Genomic DNA, 22,278 nt, shown 5'->3' with positions numbered 1-22,278 from the left:
ACTTCACGAGATCAGAAACCATGATCGATTCCGAGCGTTTCGCTGGGCGTCACGGGGACATCACGACCGACGCGCGCGCTGACGTCCTTGATTTCCGCGACACCCTCTATCGCCCCACGATGGTGGAAGTGCCTCCGATCATGCCCCCGGAGCGCTTCGTGGAGTACGGCGTGCCCGTGCTCGACCAGGGCAAGAACAACGGCTGCACCGGCTTCACGGTCGCCACCGTGGCGCACTACCTGCTGCGCAGGCGCCGGGTCTCGCCGGACCGCAGCCTCGTCAGCCAGAACATGGTGTACACGATGGCGCGCCGCTACGACGAGTACCCCGGCGAGGACGACGCGAGGGGATCCAGCCTGAGGGGCGCCATGAAGGGCTGGCACAAACACGGTATCTGCTCCGATGAGCACTGGCCGTGGGACGCGAACGATCTCCACGGCACGCTCACCCCGGAGCGCGCAGTGGACGCGATGCTCCGGCCGCTCGGCCTGTATCAACGGGTGAACCACAGGGACCTCCCGGCGATGCACAGCGCCCTCGCGGAGGTCGGGATCATCGCGGCCTCGGCGCTGATCCCGTTCAACGGCTGGTATTATGGGACCCAGAGGAACGGCATCATCCCGACGGTCGACAGGACGAACCCCTTCATCGCTCCCTGGGGAGGTCACGCGTTCGCGATCATCGGGTATGACGCGGAGGGCTTCTGGCTCCAGAACTCGTGGGGTGTCGGCTGGGGCAAGGGCGGCTTCGGTCGACTCTGTTACGACGACTGGCTTCAATACGGCTTCGACGCGTGGGTCGGGCGGCTCGGCGTCCCGATCCGCCTGAACCAGGCGCGCTCGCTCCGCCCGCTCACGTCCACCAGCCGGACGTTCGCCAGCCTGCGGCCGCACCTCGTCAGCGTCGACATGCACGGCCAGCTCCAGCAGCGCGGAGCCTACGGCACGTCGTCGGACGACGTCCGTATCATCATGGAAGAGGATTTCCTGAGCGCAACCGCGACATGGAAGCGCCGCCGGCTCGTCCTGATCGCGGGCGGCGGGCTGCGCCGGCAGATCGACGCGATCAACCGGATGTCGCGCCTCCGGCCGAAGCTGCTCGGGCACGAGATCTACCCCATCGAGCTCCTCTGGGAGACCGACCACTACCCCCGCCTCCTCGAGATCCTCCATCGCGCCACGGAGGGGCGCCGCCACGACGGCTACGATCCCAGGGCGTTCGGGTTCATGATCGATCGGCGCGACGACGCCCTCGAGCCGCTCGTCCGCCGCATGGGCGGCAAGGCCGAGTGGGACCGCATGAAGCTGGCCGCGGGCGACGCGACGATGGACGCCGACCACGGCGGCGTCCGCGAGATGATCGGCCGCCTCGCGTCGCTGATGGACAGCGATCCGAAGATCGAGCTCCACCTGGTCGCCCATTCGAGCGGCACCTTCCTGCTCGCGCCGCTCGTCCAGCTGGTCACCTCGGAGAAGGGCAAGAAGATCGAGGGCGGCCCGATGCGAGGTCAGCTCGGGCTCGGTCTCCCCATCGAGTCGCTCTCCCTGCTCGCGCCGGCGAGCGCCATCGACGCGTTCCGCGACACGTACATGCCGCCTATCAAGAGCGGCATGGTGCGCCGGTTCGCCCTGTTCACGCTCACGGACGAGGCCGAGCTCCAGGACCACTGCGAGGTGTACGGCAGGTCGCTCCTCTACCTGGTGTCGAACGCTCTCGAGCGGCGCCCGCGGGTGCCCGGCACGAGCGGCGTCTCGCTGCTCGGCATGGAGGCGGGGCTCCTCGATCCGGAGAACGCCGACGTCCTTTCGCTGCTCACGGAGACCAAGGACGACCGGCCCGTCGTGTTTCCGAGGGCGGAGTGGATCAAGGGGCCCAACACGAGGCCCCCTCCCCACGGCTCCGAGGCGCGGCGGCATGAGGACTTCGAGAACGACATGACCACGTGGAAGTCCGTCATCGCCCGCATCCTCAACCAGCCGTTCGCCGATCACCTGCCGCCCATGTCGGCGCGGGATCCGTGGTGAACGCGCGCCCCTCACCCCTCCGGGCGGCGCCGCTCCACTGAGCTCAACCCGCGGAGCGCCGGGGCGCCGAGCCGCCCGGGCGCGAGCGGCGGCGCGCTCGCGCCGCTCAGGAGGAGCGCGAACGACGCCCGGATCTCCTCGCCGAAGTTGATCCGGAAGAGGCCCATATCGGGGCGGCTGCGGATATCGCGGATCACGTCGCTGGGATCGCAGACCTGGCGCATCCCGATGAGCAGGGCGTACATCCGGATGAGGGTCGGGCCGCCATGGCCGGGAGCGAGCGACGGCAGGCACCGCTCGAGCAGCACCCCGGTGCGCTCGACGTGACCCAGGAGAGAGAGCTTGAAGCGGAGCGCGGCCTCGTAGCTGACGTTCTGCTCGAGCACGCTGTGGAGGATGCCGAGCAAGCGTGTCATCGCGTCGCGCGCGGCGAGGGTGGTCGACAGGATCGAGGCGACGCTCGCCGACGCGTCCTCGGCAGGCGCCCCGGGCGCGCCGCGGCGGGCCCGCGAGGGCCGAGGGCGCGCCGCGCCCGCGTCACCGCGGGAGGCGCAGAAATGCGTCAGATGGATATCCACATCGTGGAACCACTTCGCGAGCTCTTGATCGACGACCGCGAGAAAGAGCTCCTCTTTCGTGGTGAAGTAGAGGTAGAGCGTGCCCTTGGCGAGCCTGGTGCGCTCGGCGACCTGAGCCATGGTGACCTCGGGATAGGGGGTCTCCTGGAACAGCTGCCAGGCTGCGTCGATGATGAACCGCCGCCGCTCCTCCTTCTGCTCCTCCTTCCTCGCTCTCCGCGTCGGGCTCATAGACTTCTCGGTCTACGATGTCTCCAGAAGCGCCGCAATCCAGACTCAGCGGTCACCACACAGCGCAAATTCGAGCCGACGGGCGCGACCAGCGCTCGCCGCGATCGCTCAGCAGAGCAGCGAAACGCATGTTGCATCCGCGGTAACCGCGTTCATCACATTTCGCCGGACACGGTCACACCGAACCCGTGCAGACCAAGGAACATCGGGGTGATACCCGAACGCGCCACCCGCTCGACGGTCCTTGAGAGGGCGCGCGCGACCCGCGCCGGGAGCCAGCCCGAGCCCTCGGGTACGCCGAGAGGCGCGGCGGCGCGCGAGACGCGCGAGACGCGCGGCGCGGGCAGCGCGAACAGGCCAGCGCCATCGTTGCAAGGCAGCGCGAAGCAGAGAGGAGAAGAGACGAGGGTCGCCGCCACGACGACCACCAATCCCCTCATGATCGCCGAACCAGCGCTCACTCCTGCACCCACATCCAACCTAGCGCTGCCACCGGCGATTGTCGTGAGCGGCAGGGCAGCAAAATAACGCTGTTGCTGTCCAACGATGGAAGTTCGACATGGAGAGTCGCCCTTTCTGCGACATCCCACCTACGCCACGGCCGCGCCAAGTCGGGCGCTCCCTGGATCGCGCCGTTTCAGCCGGCGGCCGCCATCGCCAGGGCTTTATGGATCACGCGGAGCGCGACGTCGGTGAGGCCGTAGGCCGGCAGCTCGGGGACGGGCACGAGGGCCACCTCGGAGGCGTCGTCCCCTGGAGAGAGGGCGCCTCCGATCGACTCGCACAGATAATCGAGGATCACATAATGATAGGGAGTCGCCACGATCTCCACGACCTCCACGAGGGGACCGACGCGGACGTCGAGGCCCGTCTCCTCGCGGATCTCGCGGGCAACGGCGTCCGCGAGCCGCTCTCCGGGCTCCACGCGCCCACCCGGAAGCGACCAGGAGCCCGCTAGGGGAGGACGAGCGCGCTTGACGACGAGCACGCGCGGCGCGTCAGGCGCGTCCGGCCGGCGATCGATGACGACGGCGCCCACCGCGACGCGCGGGGGCGAGAGGGCGCATGCCGGCGCGTCGCTCACGGGGCGGCAGCTTCCGTGCGGCCGGCCTTGCAGCGGACGTCGCCCGGCGTCGCGACCGCGAGATCGTACTCGCCCAGCGCGAAATCGCCGGGGATCACGACGGCCCCGTCGTACCGGCCGCGGTCGTCGGTCGACAGCGAGCCGACCGTCACGCCCTGCGGCGCCGCGGTCCCCGTCAGGATCACGTCGACGCGGACGTGCCCGCACGGCGCCCCGGCGCTGCTGACCTGTCCCTGGAGGTGGAGGGGAAAGCCGCGGCGGATGTCCTTGTCCAGCGCGGTCACGACGACGTCGGTGCTCTCCGCCGCGCGCCCGGCCGCATCGCTCGTGGGCGAGGGCGCAGGGGGCGGCGGCACGGCGGCGCCGCTGCTCCCGGCCCCTGGGCCAGCGGGCCCCGGCTGCGTCTGCTCGGCGCGCGTGCGGTCGGCGAGATCCTGGCCCGAGTCGCGCTGCTCCGGCCAGCTGTAGGGATCCGGCGGCGGCACATGCGGCGGGCGGCTCGGATCGACCTCCTGGTCCATGTTGAGGGCGGCCCCCCCGAGGTCGATGCGGTGCCAGAGCGAGCCGTCGAAGACCTCCACCCAGGCGTGCGCCTCGTTGACGACCATCCGCGCGGGGATCCCGATGTGCAGGGCGGTGACGAGGAACGCGAAGGCGCGGTGGCGGCAGACGCCTTTTCGCGAGAGCGCGAGATCCAGGTAGATGTCGCCGTTCCCCTTGGGCGGGTCGTCCGACGGGGCGAACGACCGGAAGTACTCGACCATCTTCTGAACGACGTCGCGCGGCCGCATCGCGGACGAGATGCCGATCGCCTGGGCGACCTGCCTGAACGCCGCCTCGTGGGAGGCCTCCTGCGGCCCGCGGAAGGGCTCGAGCTTGCTCCAGCCGACGTCGGCGAACTCGCTGCCGAAGGTCGCGCGGGCGATGGCGAGCTGCACGATGAGCCGGACGCGCGCGCTCTTCGTGCCGCGCACGAACCAGTTGTCGGCGCCGTCACGCAGGACGACGACCGGGGTATCGGGGTTCACGTGCATCCGCACGAGCCGCGTGTCCGGCCCGACCGTCGGGATCCGGACCGGCTCGTTGGGCACGAGATCGACCGCGATGTCCCCGTAGAACGCCTCGTCGCCCGCCGAGACGGCGCTGTCCGCCTTGACGGTCTTCAGGCTCCGATCTCGGACGATGAGCGAGTAGTCCGCCCTCACGGCGTCGTACGCTTGCAGCCGCTTGAACGGCGCGGTCGCGGGGGAGAACGGATCGTCGTAGCGCTCGACGTTCGGCCGGCGGGTGTCTCGATCCGGCTCGTAGGACGCGTCGGGGCCGGCATCGGATCCGACGTTGCTGTAGACCTGCTGCTGGTTCGACGGCGGGCGCTGCGGGTCGGGCGCCGTGGCCAGGCCGCTCGGCGTCTGGATCGCCGCGGGGAGCCCGCCGTCGAGCGTCGTCGTGGCGAGCGACACGTCCTCCGCGGGATCCGGCGCGATGAACTCGTGCAGGAGCGACGCCTGCGCATCGGCGAGCCGCGACACGGCGCAGGCGAGCGCGAACACGAGCAGGCTGCGCGCCGAGCCGCCGAACCGGCGCCTGGACGCGGGGACAGCCGGGGGAGCAGCAGGGCGCAGGCGTGCGACCGGAGAGGACATCAGGGGCCTCTTATGAAACCAGAAACCCCGGTGATGTTCCACGGCGGCTGGTCGGTTGCCGTCAGCTACCTGCCCGACGGCCATCTTCGATCGCGCCGGGGGCGCCGGCGGCCCCCACGTCGCCCACGTCGCCCACGTCGATCACCGGTCAGCGCCGGAACTGCGCGGCGTCGGCGTGCTGGCGCCGCGGGTGCGGGGCGGAGCGCAGCCGGTCGATCGCTTCCGTCGACTCTCCGCGCGCGGTGAGCTCGGCGGCGAGCACGTCGAGGGCGGGCTGGAAGATGTCCGTCCGCGCGAAGCGGCCAGCGCGACCGCCCACGAGCCTCGGCAGGACGGCGACGATGCGCCGCATGCCGTCGGCGTAGCGGCGGGAGATGGCCAGCCGGTCGATGAGAGGCTCGAGGAAATCGGCGACCGCCGCCGCGCGGTCGCGGACGCCGTCGCAGGCCTCCTTCATCGGCTCGAGGAGCAAGAGCGTCCAGAGGACCGTGTCGTCGAGCGGCCGATCCGCCGCGGTGCGCCGGTCGACGTAGTCGAGCACGCGCCAGAGGCGCTGGCCGGGGCCGTCATCGCCGCGATCGTCGTAGAGCAGCGCCGAGACCTCCGGCAGGAGGACGTCGAGCACCCCGGTCTCCCACGCGAGGTAGATGGTGCGGCGCGCCTGGCCGCCGCGCAGCAGGCGCAGGATCTCCTCCGAGAGGCGCGGGCGCGCCGCGAGCGCGAGCGCGTCCCGGCAGTAGACGACCGCATCGTAGACGTCGGGGGTGATCGCGAAGCCCAGCCGACCAGCGAATTTGAGCGCGCGCAGGATGCGGATCGGATCCTCGCGGAAGCGCGTCTCCGGATCGCCGATCGTGTGGACCACCTGGCGGCGCACGTCCTCCATGCCGCCGACCCAGTCGAGGATCTGCCGCGCCTCCACGTCGTAGAAGAGCGCGTTGATCCGGAAGTCGCGGCGGAGCGCGTCCTCGTGCGCGACGCCGAACGCGTTGTCGCTGCGGATGAGCAGCTCGCTCCCCTCCTCGGAGTCCTCCTTCGGGTTGCGGCGGAAGGTCGCCACCTCGATGACCTTCCCGCCCTGGAAGAGGACGTGCACCAGGCGAAACCGCCGGCCGATGATGCGCGAGTTGCGGAACAGCTCGCGGACCTCCTCCGGCCGCGCGCTGGTGGCGACGTCGAAGTCCTTCGGGCGCCGATCCAGCAGCAGATCCCGCACACAACCGCCTACCAGGTAGGCTTGGAAGCCGTGGCGTACGAGGCGTCGCACGACTTTCTGGACGTCCGGATCGATCCGCGCCTCGTCGAAGACGACCTGGTAGCGCCGCGGGGTGGGGATGTCTTCGTCGACGAGCTCGACGCGGAACGGATCTTCGTCGAGGGCGCCTGTGTCCGTCGGCATGAGCTCGCCCTCGGGCCCAGCGCGTGGCCCGAAGGCGCTGCGGCTCTCGTACATCGGGAGTTCGGCGTCTTGAAACGCCGCTGTACCGTTATCAGGTGATGGGGTCGCGCGACCCATAGTCAGCAACCGAGAAAGCGCCAGGCAGAGCCTGGAGGGAGTGGAGGACGACTGGCGCGCGATTCTGGGATTCCAGTACTCGCTGGAGAACCGACCCGCGCAGATGAGGCCCGCGCCCGCGGACCTCCGAACCGCGCCGGCTCGCTCGCCGCGGCCAGTGTCGGCCTGACGAGCGGATCCGGCTGTCGCCCGGAACAAGAGATGGTAACGGCCGTCTAGCAGGGCTTCGCCGTGAGAGCAAAGCCGAGGCGCAGGGAGGCCGACGGAAGCCTCCGGAGCGAGCGGGCTTCACGGTTTGGTGCCCCAGTGCCCGACGCCGGGGGGCGGCGGCGCGCCGGTGTCGGGCGGAACGGCGGACGACGTCCCGGCGCGGGCCTCGGGCGTCGCGAGCAGCGCATGCCGCAGCTCCGCCATCGAGGCGAACCGGCCGCGGGGGTCCTTCACGAGCGCCTTGCGCACGACGGCGTCGAGCTCGCGCGAGATGAGCAGCCCCGGGTGTACCCGGTGCAGCGGCGGCGGCGGCTCGCGCCCGTGCTTCTCTGCGATGGCCGGGTACGGGCCCTGAAAGGGGACACGGCCCGCGAGCATCTCGTAGAGCACGATGCCCAGGGAGTAGACGTCGGCGGCGGGCGCCGCCGGCGCGCCCTGCGCCTGCTCGGGCGCCATGTACTCCGGCGTCCCCACGACCCGGGGGAGCAGCGGGCCTTCGGCGCCCTGGCCCTGGATGCACGAGAAGCCGAAGTCGAGCAGCTTGACGATCTCGCGCCCGTCCGCCGCGTGCACGAGGAACACGTTCTCCGGCTTCACGTCGCGGTGGATCACCCCGGCGCGGTGGGCGGCGTCGACGCCCGAGGCGAGGTCGGCGGCGATCCGGACCGCGCGAGACGGGACGAGCGCTGGGGTGAACGTCAGCGTGTCGGCGAGATCGAGCCCGACGAGCAGCTCCATCGCGAAGCACGGCGCGTCGCCGGCACGCTCGAGCGCATCGACGCAGAGGACGTTGGGATGACGGACGCGCGACGCCGCGCCGGCCTCTCGCTCGAACCGCGCGACGAGCAGCGGATCGTCGCGGAGCTCTGCCCGGAGGACCTTGACCGCGACGCGCGACGCCGCGGCCTCACGCGGCCTGCCGACGCGATCCGCGAGGTAGACGTGCCCGACCCCGCCGCTGCCGAGCAGCTGCACGACGCGGTACTTGTCGCAGAGGAGCTTGCCCACGAGCGCTTCAGCGGCGACGCGAGCGGGAGGCATGGGATCGATCGTAGCGCAGTCGCGCCTGCCGAAGGGCACGGAGGGCACACGGACGCGACGGCGGCGGAGAAGAGAGCGCTGGCCAGCCTGCGCGCATCCAGGAGAGGTTCGCGCCCGTACCATCGGGCGGCCGCATCGCGCGCCCCGCTGCAGCGCAGCGCTCCGGCCGCGACCGTTCCCACCGACCGGGCCGACGCCACAGGAGGACCGTGGCGCAGCGAGATGACGCGCAAAGTCATCGGTGTGCGCGCAGACCTGGTCGAGCCTGCAGCGGGCGTGGTCAAGGGTCCCGGGGCCAGGCGAGCAGCACACCGCCACCGCAAGGCCGCGCGCCGCCCAGCAGCGCGGCGTGCGCTCCTAGAGCACGGCGAACTGCCCGTCCTGAGCGCAGGCGCACGTGGATCGCTTGAGCGGCGACGAGGAGGCGGCCACGCTAGGCGCCGCATGACCGACGACCGTCGATCCTCCACCCCGAGCACGCTCGACCTCGACGCCGAGCTGGCGCCTGCGGCGACGAGCTCCGCAGAGCCGAGCGCAGCAGCCGTTTCGCACCCGCCCCCGCTGCGATGGCAGAAGAACCTCGCGCTCTTCTGCCTGACGGTCGTCTCGGTGTTCGTGGCCGGCACCCTCTGGACCCCGATCACGCCGGACGACGACAGCGCGCTCTCGTTCGTGAAGGCGCTGCCGCAGACGTGGCCGTTCGCGGTGCCGTTCCTGTCGATCCTGCTGGCTCACGAGTTCGGGCACTACTTCGCGGCGCGCGCGCACGGGGTGGAGGCGTCGCTCCCCTACTTCATCCCGCTCCCGGTGGTGAGCCCGCTCGGCACGATGGGCGCGGTGATCTCGATGAAGGGCAGGATCAAGTCGCGGAACGCGCTGCTCGACATCGGCGCCTCCGGCCCGCTGGCCGGCCTCGCGGTGGCGCTCCCGGTCCTCTTCGTGGGCCTCATGCACTCGGAGGTGCACGCGAGCTCCGGACCTGCGCTGCAGGAGGGGCGCAGCCTCCTGTATCTCCTGCTGAGGCGGCTCGCGGTCGGCCCGATCCCCGAGACCCATGACGTCTTCCTCGGCCCCACGGCGATGGCGGGGTGGGCCGGGCTGCTCATCACGGCGTTCAACCTCTTTCCCGTCGGCCAGCTCGACGGAGGGCACGTCGCGTACGCGTTGTTCGGCAAAGAGCAGGACCGCTACAGCCGCGCCGCGCACCTCCTGATGCTCGCGCTCTTCGTCGGCAACGTCGCCTATTTCACGCGGCACTTCATCACGGAGGGGCTGTCCGACGCGCTCATCTCCGCGGTCGCGAACGGGATGCCTTGGCTCACGTGGTTCGGCTTGGTCCACCTGATGTTGCACGTCGGTGGGCGGGAGCACCCTCCCACGGAGGCCGGCGAGCTGTCGCCGGCGCGCAAGATGATCGCCGTGGTAACGCTGCTCCTGTTCGTGCTGCTGCTGATGCCGACCCCGTTCGGCACCTACTGAGCGCGCGGGCGCTCAGGGTTTCGCGGCGCCGAACTTCGCCCGGAGCGCGTCGCAGACGGCGGCGGGCGCGTAGTGGCTGACATCGCCGCCGTGGCTCGCGATCTCGCGCACGAGCGACGCGGAGACGAAGCCGTAGTGGGTGCGCGTCGGCAGGAACACGGTATCGACGCCGGGGAGCATGTCCGCGTTCGCGTGGGCGATCTGCAGCTCGTACTCGAAGTCGGTCGCCGCGCGCAGGCCGCGGACGATCACCCGCGCGCCGACGCGCTGGCAGTACTGGATGAGGAGCCCCTCGAACGAATCGATCCGCGCGTTCGTCACCTCGCTCGTGGTCTGGCGCAGCAGCTCCAGCCGCTCCGAGTACGTGAACAGCGGGTGCTTCGTCGGATGCCGGCCGACGGCGATGATCACCTCACCGAACAGCTTCGACGCCCGCTGGATCAGATCGAGGTGACCGAACGTGATCGGATCGAAGCTCCCCGCGTAAACCGCTAACAGATCCTTGGACATGACGCTCACTGGTCCGGCGTCCGCTTGGGAGCGCTCGCGGGCGGCGCCGACTTCGGAGCGGCCGCAGGCGGAGTCGACCTCGGAGCGGCCGCGGGGGGTGCCGCGGGGGGGGTCAGCGGCGCCTGGAGCGCGGGCCCCTGGGGCGCAGGTGAGCCGGGCGCGCCTGCTGGACCGGCGCCCTCTGCTGGCGGCCCGGCGGGGGCCTGCCCTTCGTTGACGGGCGCCGGCGCGCTGCCCCGGAGCACCTTGTTCACCGCGGTGTCGTCCTCGATCCACATGAGCCGACCGCCGTCGCCGAAGGTGACACGGAAGTAGGCGAGCAGCCCCGCCCCGATCACGCCGTCCAGATCGAGCTGGAGCTGCTTCTCGACCGCCTGGAGCGGCGCCCCGTACACGCCCGGGACCTTGGGGATCTCCAGCGCGCCCAGCCGCAGCATCGGCACGACGCCCTGCTTCAGCTTCTGCTCTGGATCCTGCTCGACCCGCTTCAACCCGTCGGCCTCGAAGCCGGCCTTCTTCCAGCCTTCCTTGTCGAGCGCGATCGGGAACGTCATCGACGTGTCGATGAGCAGCGGCCCCTGCACCGACTTGTCGGGGCCGAGGCTGCTCCGCAGCACCATGCCGCCGCCCTTGATGAACGCGACGTCGACGCGCGTCGCGTCGGGCGGCGCCGGCGGGGAGAAGCTGCGCACGACGAACTGCCAGCCGCTGTAGTCGATGGTCGCGTTGAGGCGGCGGAGCAGGTTCACCCCGAGCAGCGCCTTGACCGGCGCGCCGATCTGCTTCGAGACGCCCGACAGGTCCTGCGTGAGGGCGGGCACGTCGTTGATCTCGAGCTTCTTGCCGAAGCGGAGGGAGACCCAGCTCGGCTCCTTGCGCGTGCTGCTGTCGAGGACCACCTCGCCCGTGCCGGTCGACACCATCGCGAGCGCCGACTCGCCGTCGATCTCGAGCGGGACGACGAAGAACGGGGCCGCGGGGCTGACGTGCTGCATCTCGATCGCCGCGAGGAGCGCGCCCGAGACCGTGAACGGCGCGCGCCCCGCGCCGCGCCTCGCCAGCTTGGCGATCGACTTCGCCCACTCGTCGACGACATCGGGATCGTCGAGCATCGCCTCGAGCTCGTCGGCGGCGGCGTCGAGATCGCCCTTGTACCAGAGCGCGCGCCCGCGGAGCCCTGCGGCCTCGGAGCCGGCGACGCCCTTGAGGAGGCGCAGCGCCTCGGCGTAATCGAGCCGGGCCAGCGCGATGCGCCCCGCGAGCAGCCGGGCCTCGGTGTCGGTCGGGACGATCGTCAGCGCCCTCGAGACCGCATCGCGCGCGTTCTCGACGTCGGCGGACTGGAACTCCTGTCGAGCGCGGGCGAGCCATTTCTCGGCCGCCGGCGGGCGGGCGGACTCCGGGCCGATCATGCTCGAGCACGAGGCGAGGAAGGTCGCGGTCAGGAGGCCGCCGAGGCGGACGGCGAGGGAGCTTCTCGTCGGCGAGGTTCGGTTCGAGTGGATTCGCACGTGGATCTCAGGCCTTTTGCGGCACGCCGTCCGGCCCGAGCTCTCCCGGCGAAATCGGCTCGATCGCCAGGATGCGATCGGCCCGTAGCTCGCGACGGCTGCGCGACGGGAGCAGATAGCCGAGAACCCGGGGTGGGTCGAGGTCCGTTCGCACCCCCGTTACGCACACGACGAGCTCCTCCGGCCCCCGGCGCGCCGGACGGTACCTCACGCGCACGGTGGCGGCATGCTCGGCCGCGCGCACCGCCGCTGCCACCAGCGCCGGGCGGGCGTGGCGCTCGCCGATCCGGACGTGCCACAGGTCGCGCGGCGTCCGCGGCGCGAGGACCTCCACGATCTTGCGGAACACGGCGCGCAGGGCATGGACGTCGTCTTCGGCGCGGTGAGCGCGCTCGCGGTGCACGCCGAGCTCCCTGCAGAGGGAGGCGAGGCTGTGGCTCGGCAGGGCGAAGGCCCGGCGGGAGAGGACGAGCGTGTCGAGGTAGCACGGGAGGCGCCTCGCCCTGCCCGCCCGCGCAAACTCGGCCTCGAGGAACGCCACGTCCCATGCGGCCGCGTGCGCGACGAGCACCGCGCCCTCCGTGACCTGGTCGATGCGATCGCAGAGCTCGGCGAACGTGGGCGCGCCCGCGAGCTCCCGCGGATCGATGCCGTGCACGTGCGCGTTGCCGAACACGCCCGGCTCGGGCCGCACGAGCGACGTGATCGCGTCCTCGCACGCATCCCCCCGCGTCCGCTCGGCGCAGACCTCGATCACGCGATCGCTCTCGGGGCGGAGGCCCGTCATCTCGAGATCGAGGAACACGAGCGGCGCACTCTCGATCGGATCATCCCATGGCGAGCCTGCCGGGGGCTCCGCGCCGGTCGCCCGCTCGGGCCCCACCCGTTCGCGCTGCTCCGTCATCCGACCTGCTTCCCCACCACGGCGGCTCGACCCAGGAGACGACCGTCCCTCGACATGGACGCGTCTTAGCGAATACGGCGCCCGATCGAAAGCGATCCGCGCGGAGCGTCGCGCGCGGCACGCCCGGCCCGTGACGTCCGGGCTCCGGCGCGCAGCCCGAGCTTCGACAGGGCGGGCGCCGGGGGTTCGAGGCGATGCCCTGACGGCTCAGGGCGCGGCGTCGCGCCCGATTCGCCGCGCGGCAATGGCAGAGATCCAGCAGAAACGCCGCCGTGCAGCGCCGGATGTTCACCGGAGCTTTCGTTGCTACACTGCCCAGCGTGCCGGACGGGGTAGCTACAGTCCCGGGGGGCTCTCCTCACGAGGAGCTCGATCTCGGCGACGGTTTTTCTGGGTTCCGCTACGAGCGTAGGACCGAGCCGCTCGATCTCCCGGTCCTCGTGGTGAACCGCTTCTTCCAACCTGTGCAGATCACGACGGCGCGTCGCGCTTTTCTGCTGCTCTTCGGCGGGGCCGCCCTCGCCGTCGACGAGGTCGGCGATCTCCACGATTTCTCGGCGTGGCGGAGCTTGCCGGTGCGCGAGAAGGACGATGGCCTCCCCGTGGTCGGCGGCTCGCTCCGCGTGCCGCGCGTCCTCCACCTCCGCCGGTACGACCGCATGCGGCGCCCGACGATCCGGCTGACGCGGAAGAACGTGATGCTCCGCGACACGCACCAGTGCCAGTACTGTGCGCGCCGCCCGCCCGTTCGCGATCTCAACATCGACCACGTGCTCCCCCGGTCGCGCGGCGGCGAGGACACCTGGGAGAACCTCGTGACCGCGTGCCGCACATGCAACCTCCGCAAGGGCTGGCGCACGCCGGACGAGGCCAGCATGCGGCTCATCCGCCAGCCTCTGCCGCCGCGATGGTCAGCGACGATGCAGATCCTGATCGGCTTGCCGCATTCGTTCGACGAGTGGAGCCCCTTCCTCAGGGCCGGCTGACGGGCTCCCCCGTGGGTCTCTCCTCGGCGCCGAAGGCAGGCGCCGACGAGCTGATCGTTCACGGCGCCACGGTCACGCGCCCTTGCTCGTCGCAGTAAGCGATCGCTCTCCACCCCTCCTCGGTGCAGAGGAAGAAGTCGATGCAGCCGGTCCAGCACGCGGTCCCCACGCAGGTCTCCGCGGCATCCGCCGGGCAGTCCGGCTGCTGCAGGGCGGGCGAGCAGCCCGCGGCCTCGCCGCTGCGATCGAGCGTCACGACCTCGCACGCGCCGGGGCCGCCACCCGCGCCCGCATCCCGGTCCCCGGCAGGCTCACCGGCGGCATCGCAGGCCTCGGCCTCCGTCCAGGCCCCCTCGAGGCAGTCGTAGAGCGCACGACACGCGGCATCGTCGCAGGTGCCCCCCCGGCCGACGGGGCACCCTCCCTGGGGGATCTGGCCGCACAGCTGCGGCTCCGCGATGGGATCGCAGCCTGCCGGCGCGAGGACGGCGACGGCGGCGGCCGCGATGAAGCACAGCGGGATCTTCAAGACGGCCGTCGAGGAGAGCTCAGATTGCCGGCGGGAGGGGAGAAAAACGCAAGGCGCCTCGCCTCCGCTCAGCCGAACCGTTTAGTATGCGCGCCATGCGTCCCTGCGCCACCGCCAGCGCCGTGTTCACCGGAGTCCTCCTCGCCGCGGCCCTGTTCGCTGCCTGCTCGAGCGGCGCCGCGCCGCCGCCTTCGCCGCCTGACAGCGCGCCGCTCGGCGCTTCGCCGCCGCCTGCCTCGCAGCCGACGTCCCCTGGCGCCGCGGACCCGGGCGCCGCGGACCCGGGCGCCGCCGCGCCCGCGCAGCCGGACCGGCCTGCGAGCCGCAAGAAGGCCCCCGAGACCGTCGAGGACTGCAAGGTCATCGCCTCCGAGATCACGAACGATCCGCCGGACGGCGGGGTCGTGATGAACAACGCGACGACCTCCGCCGACGCCGGATCGAGCGATCGGCTGCAGCCGCTCGTCGACGCGATCAAGGCGAGGCGCGACGGCTTCCGCTGCTGCTTCGATCTCTACGCCCGCAAGCACCCGGGCGCGCAGGGCAGGATCACGTGGCAGCTCAAGCTGAAGCCCGACGGGACCTTCGAGGAGGCGGGCATCGTGCGCGACAAGAGCGACGTGACCGCGCCGCAGGTCGAGTCCTGCATGGAGGAGCTCGCGAAGTCGATCACCTGGGCGCGCTCGCCGAGCGGCAAGGAGACCGTGCTGACCTACCCCTTCGACTTCAAGCGACGCAACTACTAGCAGCGCGCCGCCTGCGAGGAGCACGTCAGTGTCGAGCGACGCTTCGGGGATCCTGCGCGGCTCGGGCCACCCCGGCCGCAACGCCTACGCCGAGCTGCTCCGCGACACGCGCGGCCTGAGGCGAGAGCAGCAGCAAGCGCGCGAGGCGTGGTTCGCGCGCCTCGCGGCCGACAAGAAGGACGAGACGCTCTTCGAGCTCGAGATCCTCCTGAAGGGCGTCGCCTGCTTCGCGAACCCGCGGAACCACCCGGGCGCCGGGCGGCGCCAGACGATCGTCAGCCACGACTTCCGCGAGCACCTCCAGCACGCCCGCGACGGCATGGCGCGCGTCGTCCAGCTGACGCGCACCATGCTCGGCGATCGCGATCGCGCCTTCGTCTTCCAGCGCTACCTGGAGACGGTGCTCCCGGAGGACACGGCGCGCACGCGCCTCCTCCACGCGACGATGGCGCAGGAGTCGCCGGAGTCGAGCCTCTTCGTGCTTCGGCACGGCTTCACGAACCTCATCGAGGTCGCGGGCGGGCTGCTCCGGTTGCCGAGGGTCAGCTTCAGGCTCTTCTACGCCCACCTCGCGACGGCGATGCGCGAGATCGCCCAGAGCACGTTCTTCAACCCGCTCCACGCGCTCGAGTTTCGCCCGGAGTTCGATCGCATCCCGTCGACGCAGGTGCTCGAGCTCATCCACCGCGTGCCCGGCGAGCAGGCGCACCGGCTCGTGGCGCTCACGTTCCTCGCGCTGTTCAGGATGCTCAGGTACCTCCGCCTGCTCGACGCCATCGCGCTCGATCACTCGGATCACCGCGTGGCGGGGCGCGGGTACCTCGTGCTCGCGGTCCTGCGCAGCGACGCCCGCGCGCTCTCGAACTACCTCCGGCGCCGAGCGGGCGCGCTGCTCGCGGACAGCTTCGAGCGCGATCTGCTGCGCGTGCCCGCGAGCGACATCGTCGCGCGCCACGACGAGCTCGCCGCCGAGGGGCACCGCCTCCTCTCCACGAAGGCCGCGCTGAGCGGGCTCGCCGCCAACCTGCGGCTCGAGATGCGCCGCGCCTTCGAGCACGACCTCCCGCCCGCCGACGCGCTGGTGAGCGAGTCCGAGTACCGCGTCCGCCTCCGCGCCGTCTCGCACGGCCTCCGCCCCGCGCTGCAGAACGCGATCCTGTTCCTCGGCAGGTCGCTCGGCGCGAAGCTCGAGGAGGGCCGCGTCTTCGACGATCAGGCAGCGCGGCGCGCGACGAGCGATCGCCTCCGACGCGACGTGTGGATGTTCGCCCAGATCGCGCGCGCGTTCGCGAGCAAGGCGCGCAACACGGGCCCGGCGCCCGATCGATGGACCGGCATCGCGAGCTTCGCGTTCGTGCGCGAGTTCCTCTCGTATTTCCGGGCGATGGGCTACCCGCTGCTCCGGGTGGGCGACTATCCCCACGTCGACGCGTTCGTCTCCGCGATGACGGCGCTCGAGGAGAGCGACCTCCTCGATCCGCAGCGGCTCGACGCCGCCATCCGCGAGTGCGAGGCGTTCTTCGAGTTCCTGATGAAGCTGTTCGAGCAGATCTCGAAGCGCGAGGACCTCGCCGGCGTCCCGTTCGATCGCAAGGGCGCCGCGCGCGCTCTCCGGCTCTACCTCGGCGAGCGCACCTGAGCGCCCCTCGCGGGCCGCGCCGCCGCACCCTCAGAGCGCACCGAGAGCACGAGCGCCGCTCGCAGATCCTGGGAGCTCCCCCGCAGTCCGCCGTCGCTGAGCGGGGCGCGCGCGCCCCACCCGCCGCTCCGGCACCCCGGCGAACAGGCGCAGCGCGCCGCACGCCGATGCCGGCCACCGTGGCCGCAGGCGGCGGCGCAGCCGCGGGGACATCGTCCACCCGCGCGCGCCTCCGGCCTGGACCCGCGCGTCCGGATCCGCGGCGTCCTCACCCCCCGATGGTCTTGTAAGACGGATTATCTGGTCGCAATCGGCGGGTCGGCTCGCTGCGCCTCGTTCTGTTGGAAGACCCGAGGCGCTCCCGTGTCGTGTCGCCTTATTCCGACTCGTCGGACGGGCCGGTGCTCGCAGGAGCAGGCGCCGGCGTGCTCTTGCGCGCGCCGCGGGTGCTCGCGCCCTTGGCCGGCGCGCGCTTGGCGGCGGCGCGTCCTCGAGGAGCAGCCGCCTTCTTCGGCGCAGCCGCCCGCTTGCCGGCGGCCTTCGCCTTGCGCTTCGGAGCGGCCTTCTTCGCGGCCGGCTTCTTGGCGGCGGCGCGCTTCGGGGTCTTCTTGGCGGCGGCGCGCTTCGGGGCGGCCTTCTTCGCTGCCTTCCGCGCCGGCTTCTTCGCGACCTTCCCGGCCTTCGCGGCGGCCGGCTTCTTGGCCGACTTCGTCACCTTCTTCGCAGGCTTCTTCGCGGTCTTCTTAGCAGCCATTGGAAATCCTCCTGCATTCGCCCCGGCACGGCACGGCGGACATCGCCGAACGTCCTCTCCGCTACAGTTTCCTTACCGAGGCAACAGATGTTGCACGACGTATATTGCCACGCATGGTGATGGTCAAGGAAAATCTTGCAGGCCCTAAACCGATGTATCCCGTGTGTTCCAGGCAAACTGGTCCGCAAGCGTTGCGAGGGTAAACGTCGGAGCAGGCCGTGGTGAAAGCAACCAGACCGAACCGTACGATTGATTTTCGTTGACAACTTATCGAATGTCTGTCTTGCCCCTTCGCGCTCCTTCCTGGCGATCGCGCGCCTGCACGGCGCGGCAAACGGCGCCGGTTCGCTCATGGTCGCACGGAGGTCCAGCGTTGCGCAGGCTCTAGAGAGCCTTGTGCGGCGCCATTCGCCTCGCTACGGTCGCGCCGCCTGCGCGGCGCCCCTCATGGCCGAGCGCCGCGCTGCTCTAGGCTGCTCTAGGAGGAAAGGTATGTTGGTTCGTCGCTCGACGTCGTGGTTGTTGCTTGGCGCAACGCTCCTTGCGGGTTCGGGGGCGCTCGGGTGCGGCTACTCGGAGGAGGAGATGCAGGCGAAGATCCGCGAGATCGAGGGCCTGAAGACCCAGCTGAGCGCCGAGCAGGCGCAGAACAAGAAGGCCAAGAGCGAGCTCGACGAGGCGGCGGCCCGGATCGAGCAGCTCAAGTCCCAGCTCAAGGCAGCGGGCGTGGACATCTCCAACCTGAACGCGAACCTCGAGCAGCAGGCGCGCGCGCTCGAGGATTTCCGCCGCCGTGCCCAGCAGCTCGAGGACATCAAGAAGCGCTTCGAGGTCCTGCGGGACAAGCTCCAGGCCCTCACCAAGCTCGGGCTCAGCGTGACCGTTCGCAACAACCGGATGGTCATCCAGCTGCCCGGCGACGTCCTCTTCGACTCGGGACGGGAGACGCTCAAGAAGGAGGGTCAGGAGATCCTGCTCAAGGTGGCCGAGGTCATCCGCAACGACTCCGGCCTGTCGGCGCGCTCCTTCCAGGTCGCCGGGCATACGGACAACGCGCCGCTCGCCGGCGGCCGCTTCAAGGACAACTGGGGGCTCAGCGTGATGCGCGCCCGCGAGGTGCTGGCGTTCCTGCTCCAGCCCGAGGACAAGGCCGGCGGCGGCCTCAAGCCCGAGCGGTGGAGCGCCTCCGGCTACGGCGACACCGACCCGGTGAAGCCCAACGACACCCCGGAGAACAAGCAGGCCAACCGGCGCTGCGAGCTCGTGGTGCTGCCGAACGTCGAGGAGATGCTCGACCTGAAGACGCTCACCCAGTAAGGCTCGGGGCATGAGCGTCGCGGCCATCGACATCGGCACGAACTCGGTCCTCCTGCTCATCGCCGAGCGCCGCGGGGGTGAGCTCGTCGCGCTCGTCGAGCGCGCGACCATCACCCGGCTCGGCCAGGGGGTCGACGCGGCGCGCGCGCTCGCGCCCGAGGCCGTGGAGCGCACGCTCGCCTGCCTCGCCCGCTACGGGGAGGAGCTCCGGTCCCGGGGGGTCGAGCGTGTGGACGCCGTCGGCACCAGCGCGATGCGCGACGCCGCCGGCGGCGAGGCGTTCATCGCCCGCGCCCGCGAGCTCATCGGCGTCGCGCCGCGCGTGATCTCCGGGCCGGAGGAGGCAGAGCTCACGTACGCCGGCGCGCTGACGGGGCTCGACCTGCCGGCCCGCGGTCCCACGATCGTGGTCGACGTGGGCGGCGGTAGCACGGAGATCATCGTCGGCGGCGCCGGCGGCGCGGTGGAGCAGGCGGTGAGCCTCGACGTGGGGAGCGTCCGCCTGACCGAGCGTCACGTGCGCACGGATCCGCCGGCCGCCGCGGACCTCGAGGCCGTCCGCGCCGACGTCCGGGCGGCGCTGGCGACGCTTCCAGCCGTGCCCCAGCTCGCGGCGCCCACCCTCGTCGGCGTCGCGGGCACGGTGACGACCCTCGCCGCGCTCGTGCGCGACGTGGCCCCCTACGACGGCGCCCGTGTGCATGGCGCGCGGGTATCCGGGGCAGAGATCGTGGACATCACGTCCCGCCTCGCTTCCCTGCCGCTCGCCGCGCGCAGGCAGCTGCGCGCGCTGGATCCAGCGCGCGCGGACGTCATCGTGGCGGGCAGCGTGCTCATCGAGGAGATCCTCGCGTGGGCCTCGAGGTTCGCCGGAGCTCCCGTCGATCTCGTCGCTTCGGATCGCGGCGTCCGCTGGGGGCTCGCCGAACGCCTCAGCGCCGCCTGAGCACCCCGGCTCGTTTGAAGGCTGGACGGACTCAGTGCCCCAGGTCCGTCGCGTCCGTCACATTTTCGAGTCATCCCACCCAGGTCAGGTCCGCCACCTCTCCCGGAGAGGCCCGCTCTGCCCTAAACTAGGCGGGTGAGCCGGCGCGCACCCACGCCGATGCCTCCATCGGTACACACTGTCACCCCGCCCGACCTCGAGGAAAAACCAGAGTGATCACGCCACGATGGCTCAACCACGGGGATTTTCGTTGACGTATCTCGGCCGGCTCACTAGAGTGCGCGCGCCTGGCGCAAACCGGCCCTTTTTCAAGAGGGCCGTTCCCCCAACCTCAATCCCTTCCGCCCGCAACCGTCCGCTTCAACCGCCGTTTGTCAAGATTCCGCCGTGCACGCCAGAGCACCGACCTCTCGCGGGTCATGGAGGGTGCTCGCGTTCCTGCCTCTCGCACAGCGGTCTCGAGCGGCGGCTCATGGCTCTTTTCTCGAAATTTTTCTCGGAATGCGTGACGGTGTGTGTCGGTTCTGCGGGTCCAGGTTCAACCGCATGTGCAGCGTACGCCCCTCGAAGGGATTTCGGGAGGCAGACGAAAAACTAAAAGGACGGCGGGGTGGAAGGCAAAGGAGACGATATGCAGGCTCGTTCGGAGATCCAGTTCAAGGTGGGCGACAAAGCCGTCTACCCGGCCCAAGGCGTGGCCGAGGTGGTCAACATCGAGGAGAAGGACATCGCTGGCAACCGTCAGCGATTCTATGTTCTCCGCATCTTGGACACGGATCGAAAGATCATGGTTCCAGTCAGCAACGCGAGCGCGGTCGGCCTTCGCCAGGTCATCTCTGAACAGGAAATTCGAGAAATTTTCGACATCCTCCGCGAGCGTACCATCGCGTTCGACAACCAGACCTGGAACCGTCGGTACCGCGGCTTCATGGACAAGATCAAGACGGGTTCTATTTACGACGTCGCCGAGGTGCTACGCGACCTCTATCGCTTGAAGACGGACAAGCAGCTCTCGTTCGGTGAGCGCCGCATGCTCGACACCGCCCGGACGCTGATCGTGAAGGAGATCGCGATCGCCCGAGGTCAGACGGAAGAGCAGGTGAAGACCGAGATCGAGGCGATCTTTCTCGCCAACTGAGGCGTTACCTCATGGTTAGCGGCCTTGCGGCCGCTGCCGATGGAGGCCGGCACTGCCGGCCTCCGGGCTTTTGTGGGCCGGGAATTCCGTGCACCATCGGTCCGGGCGCGTTCAGAGATCGCTGCCCGGTCGCTTCTGCACGGGAGGGAGCGGGGGCAGCGCCACATCGACGCGCCACCCCGCGTCCTCGTAGACGCAGGGCACCTGGACGCGCTCTCCCGGGAGCAGGCCGGCGATGTCCACGAGGGCGTGGGCGCCGGCGATCTGGGCGGTGTAGCGCTGCGGCTCGAAGCGCAAGAGGAAGCGGGACGGCGTGATCATCGCCTCGGGCGCGATCGCCTTGCCGGTCGCGGCGCTGTAGCGCTGCGCGCGCGACGCGAGGTTGTCCCGAGCGCGGCGCGACAGGAGCTCGAAGGCAGCCTTGGCGTCAGCCGGGTCGCCGTGCAGCTGGCGCAGGCGAGCGACCAGCTCCCGGACGGCGCCGTCGGGCGTGCCGCTCGGAGGCCGCCTGCTGCATCCGGCGGAGGCGAGCGCCGCGACCGAGAGCGCGACCGCCACGCCGGCACGCACGAGGCGCGCGCCCGGCCGTCGGGCGTCCTGTCGCGCGGGTTGCCGGTGCATGACCATGCGGCCCTCTCCTTAGAACGACGCGTCGCCGACGTCCACGGCGCGCGGCCGCCGGCCCCAGGGTGACGTCGCGGCGGATCGCGCTCTTACCGGATGTTGCGCGCGCCTACGCGCACGCGCCGTCACCCCGGCGCGGCGCTGGCGAGCGCGCCCACCTGGCGGAGCGCCTCGTACAGGACGATGGACACCGCGTTGGCCAGATTGAGGGAGCGCACGGGACCCAGCGTGGGAATGCCGAAGACGTCGTCCGGCATCCGCGCGAGGAGCTCGGGGTCGAGGCCTACGCTCTCCTTGCCGAACACCAGCGCGTCGCCAGGCCGGAAGTCCGCGTCGAGGTAGCTCCGCGGAGCCACCGCGCTGAAGAGGCGGAGCCGAGCCTTCGGGTGATGGTGGCGAAAGTGGGCGATGTCGAGCTGCTGCTCGAGCGTGACCAGGTGCCAGTAGTCAAGCCCCGCGCGTCGGACACTCCGCTCGTCGATGCGGAACCCCAGCCTCCCGAGCAGATGCAAGGGGCTCTGCGTCGCAGCGGCGAGCCGCGCGATGTTGCCTGTGTTCTGCGGGATCTCCGGCTCCACCAGCACGATCCGGAACGGCGGATCGAGCGGCGCCGCACGGAGCCGGGGGCGACCATCTTTGAGCACGCCCTCTCTTTCCGCGACGCGACCGCGCGCCGCAACCCCCGAGCGGGGGATCGCGCGCGCGGCCTGGCTCGCCAGCGCCGCCTCGACAGATAGCCGGCCCACGCGGTCGCGCGGAAAACGCGAACCGAACGGACGGAGGCCCCTCTGTTCGCTTGACGGCTGTACGAGCGGACACGTAGCCTCCCGCCTCGGAGACACGGAATGCGCGCATCGTGCTGGATCGC

The 22,278-nt window shown here is 70.8% G+C and carries 21 protein-coding genes; 8 read left to right on the top strand and 13 right to left on the bottom strand.

Annotation, left to right across the window (positions count from 1 at the left end; translation table 11 throughout):
- Nucleotides 1-20 precede the first annotated feature (20 nt).
- Nucleotides 21-2,024: a C1 family peptidase gene (locus WME82_RS09615; RefSeq protein ID WP_438042580.1), complete on the top strand. Its 2,004-nt coding sequence runs from the start codon at nt 21-23 to the stop codon at nt 2,022-2,024.
- An 11-nt stretch (nt 2,025-2,035) separates the two neighbouring features.
- Here WME82_RS09615 and WME82_RS09610 read toward each other — a convergent pair whose 3' ends face one another.
- The 6 genes from WME82_RS09610 to WME82_RS09585 all read right to left on the bottom strand — a co-directional run bounded on the left by WME82_RS09610 (nt 2,036) and on the right by WME82_RS09585 (nt 8,327).
- The gene (locus WME82_RS09610) at nt 2,036-2,833 is read right to left on the bottom strand and encodes a TetR/AcrR family transcriptional regulator (protein WP_438042579.1); all 798 of its coding nucleotides are present in this window, start codon (nt 2,831-2,833) and stop codon (nt 2,036-2,038) included.
- A 155-nt stretch (nt 2,834-2,988) separates the two neighbouring features.
- Complete coding sequence (locus WME82_RS09605; protein WP_438042578.1) at nt 2,989-3,273, bottom strand: hypothetical protein; 285 nt, start codon at nt 3,271-3,273, stop codon at nt 2,989-2,991.
- A 197-nt stretch (nt 3,274-3,470) separates the two neighbouring features.
- On the bottom strand, nt 3,471-3,917 hold the full coding sequence (locus WME82_RS09600) for an NUDIX hydrolase (RefSeq protein ID WP_437870014.1): 447 nt from the start codon (nt 3,915-3,917) through the stop codon (nt 3,471-3,473).
- A complete protein-coding gene (locus tag WME82_RS09595; protein ID WP_437870012.1) occupies nt 3,914-5,560 on the bottom strand; it encodes a transglutaminase-like domain-containing protein in 1,647 nt (548 codons plus the stop codon). The genes WME82_RS09600 and WME82_RS09595 overlap by 4 nt, the downstream gene beginning before the upstream one ends.
- 148 nt (nt 5,561-5,708) lie before the next feature.
- Nucleotides 5,709-6,959: a polynucleotide adenylyltransferase PcnB gene (gene pcnB / locus WME82_RS09590; RefSeq protein ID WP_437745173.1), complete on the bottom strand. Its 1,251-nt coding sequence runs from the start codon at nt 6,957-6,959 to the stop codon at nt 5,709-5,711.
- Nucleotides 6,960-7,364: 405 nt separating this feature from the next.
- Nucleotides 7,365-8,327: a serine/threonine-protein kinase gene (locus WME82_RS09585; RefSeq protein ID WP_438042577.1), complete on the bottom strand. Its 963-nt coding sequence runs from the start codon at nt 8,325-8,327 to the stop codon at nt 7,365-7,367.
- A gap of 444 nt (nt 8,328-8,771) precedes the next feature.
- Here WME82_RS09585 and WME82_RS09580 point away from each other — a divergent pair, with 444 nt between their 5' ends.
- On the top strand, nt 8,772-9,806 hold the full coding sequence (locus tag WME82_RS09580; RefSeq protein WP_438042576.1) for a site-2 protease family protein: 1,035 nt from the start codon (nt 8,772-8,774) through the stop codon (nt 9,804-9,806).
- 12 nt (nt 9,807-9,818) lie between these two features.
- Here WME82_RS09580 and coaD read toward each other — a convergent pair whose 3' ends face one another.
- Genes coaD through WME82_RS09565 form a run of 3 tightly spaced genes read right to left on the bottom strand, consistent with a single transcriptional unit; the run spans nt 9,819 to nt 12,731 of the window.
- A complete protein-coding gene (gene coaD / locus WME82_RS09575) occupies nt 9,819-10,316 on the bottom strand; it encodes a pantetheine-phosphate adenylyltransferase (protein ID WP_012234349.1) in 498 nt (165 codons plus the stop codon).
- A gap of 5 nt (nt 10,317-10,321) precedes the next feature.
- On the bottom strand, nt 10,322-11,827 hold the full coding sequence (locus tag WME82_RS09570) for a tetratricopeptide repeat protein (protein ID WP_438042575.1): 1,506 nt from the start codon (nt 11,825-11,827) through the stop codon (nt 10,322-10,324).
- Nucleotides 11,828-11,834: 7 nt separating this feature from the next.
- The gene (locus WME82_RS09565) at nt 11,835-12,731 is read right to left on the bottom strand and encodes a 3'-5' exonuclease (RefSeq protein WP_438042574.1); all 897 of its coding nucleotides are present in this window, start codon (nt 12,729-12,731) and stop codon (nt 11,835-11,837) included.
- Nucleotides 12,732-13,015: 284 nt separating this feature from the next.
- Here WME82_RS09565 and WME82_RS09560 point away from each other — a divergent pair, with 284 nt between their 5' ends.
- Nucleotides 13,016-13,717, top strand: a complete 702-nt coding sequence (locus tag WME82_RS09560; RefSeq protein WP_438042573.1) for an HNH endonuclease — start codon at nt 13,016-13,018, stop codon at nt 13,715-13,717.
- A 58-nt stretch (nt 13,718-13,775) separates the two neighbouring features.
- On the opposite strand, the gene WME82_RS09555 is transcribed toward WME82_RS09560, so the two are convergent.
- Nucleotides 13,776-14,246, bottom strand: a complete 471-nt coding sequence (locus WME82_RS09555; RefSeq protein WP_438042572.1) for a hypothetical protein — start codon at nt 14,244-14,246, stop codon at nt 13,776-13,778.
- Nucleotides 14,247-14,341: 95 nt separating this feature from the next.
- Here WME82_RS09555 and WME82_RS09550 point away from each other — a divergent pair, with 95 nt between their 5' ends.
- Both WME82_RS09550 and WME82_RS09545 read left to right on the top strand, forming a co-directional pair.
- Nucleotides 14,342-14,992 carry an AgmX/PglI C-terminal domain-containing protein gene (locus WME82_RS09550; protein WP_438042571.1) on the top strand — a complete coding sequence of 217 codons (651 nt, stop codon included), beginning with the start codon at nt 14,342-14,344 and terminating at the stop codon, nt 14,990-14,992.
- A gap of 28 nt (nt 14,993-15,020) precedes the next feature.
- A complete protein-coding gene (locus WME82_RS09545; protein ID WP_437745166.1) occupies nt 15,021-16,631 on the top strand; it encodes a hypothetical protein in 1,611 nt (536 codons plus the stop codon).
- 376 nt (nt 16,632-17,007) lie between these two features.
- On the opposite strand, the gene WME82_RS09540 is transcribed toward WME82_RS09545, so the two are convergent.
- Nucleotides 17,008-17,385, bottom strand: coding sequence for a hypothetical protein (locus WME82_RS09540; protein ID WP_012234342.1), 378 nt, complete (start codon nt 17,383-17,385; stop codon nt 17,008-17,010).
- 492 nt (nt 17,386-17,877) lie between these two features.
- On the opposite strand from WME82_RS09540, the gene WME82_RS09535 reads away from it, so the two are divergent.
- From WME82_RS09535 to WME82_RS09525, 3 genes are all read left to right on the top strand, one after another.
- Nucleotides 17,878-18,702 (top strand): OmpA family protein, encoded by an 825-nt coding sequence (locus WME82_RS09535; RefSeq protein WP_437298758.1) that lies wholly within the window; start codon nt 17,878-17,880, stop codon nt 18,700-18,702.
- A 10-nt stretch (nt 18,703-18,712) separates the two neighbouring features.
- The gene (locus WME82_RS09530) at nt 18,713-19,648 is read left to right on the top strand and encodes a Ppx/GppA phosphatase family protein (RefSeq protein WP_438042570.1); all 936 of its coding nucleotides are present in this window, start codon (nt 18,713-18,715) and stop codon (nt 19,646-19,648) included.
- Between the two features lie 631 nt (nt 19,649-20,279).
- The gene (locus WME82_RS09525; RefSeq protein ID WP_012234339.1) at nt 20,280-20,786 is read left to right on the top strand and encodes a CarD family transcriptional regulator; all 507 of its coding nucleotides are present in this window, start codon (nt 20,280-20,282) and stop codon (nt 20,784-20,786) included.
- Between the two features lie 111 nt (nt 20,787-20,897).
- Here WME82_RS09525 and WME82_RS09520 read toward each other — a convergent pair whose 3' ends face one another.
- Together WME82_RS09520 and WME82_RS09515 are read right to left on the bottom strand one after the other, a co-directional pair.
- On the bottom strand, nt 20,898-21,407 hold the full coding sequence (locus WME82_RS09520) for a hypothetical protein (protein WP_437745164.1): 510 nt from the start codon (nt 21,405-21,407) through the stop codon (nt 20,898-20,900).
- 128 nt (nt 21,408-21,535) lie between these two features.
- Nucleotides 21,536-22,054, bottom strand: coding sequence for a tRNA (cytidine(34)-2'-O)-methyltransferase (locus WME82_RS09515; protein ID WP_438042569.1), 519 nt, complete (start codon nt 22,052-22,054; stop codon nt 21,536-21,538).
- Nucleotides 22,055-22,278: the final 224 nt, after the last annotated feature.

This window comes from Sorangium sp. So ce128 (genome assembly GCF_051525245.1).
Classification (GTDB): Bacteria; Myxococcota_A; Polyangia; order Polyangiales; family Polyangiaceae; genus Sorangium; species Sorangium cellulosum_B.
The sequence above is the reverse complement of the archived record's forward strand: the minus strand, read 5'-3'. Positions and strand labels throughout refer to the sequence as shown.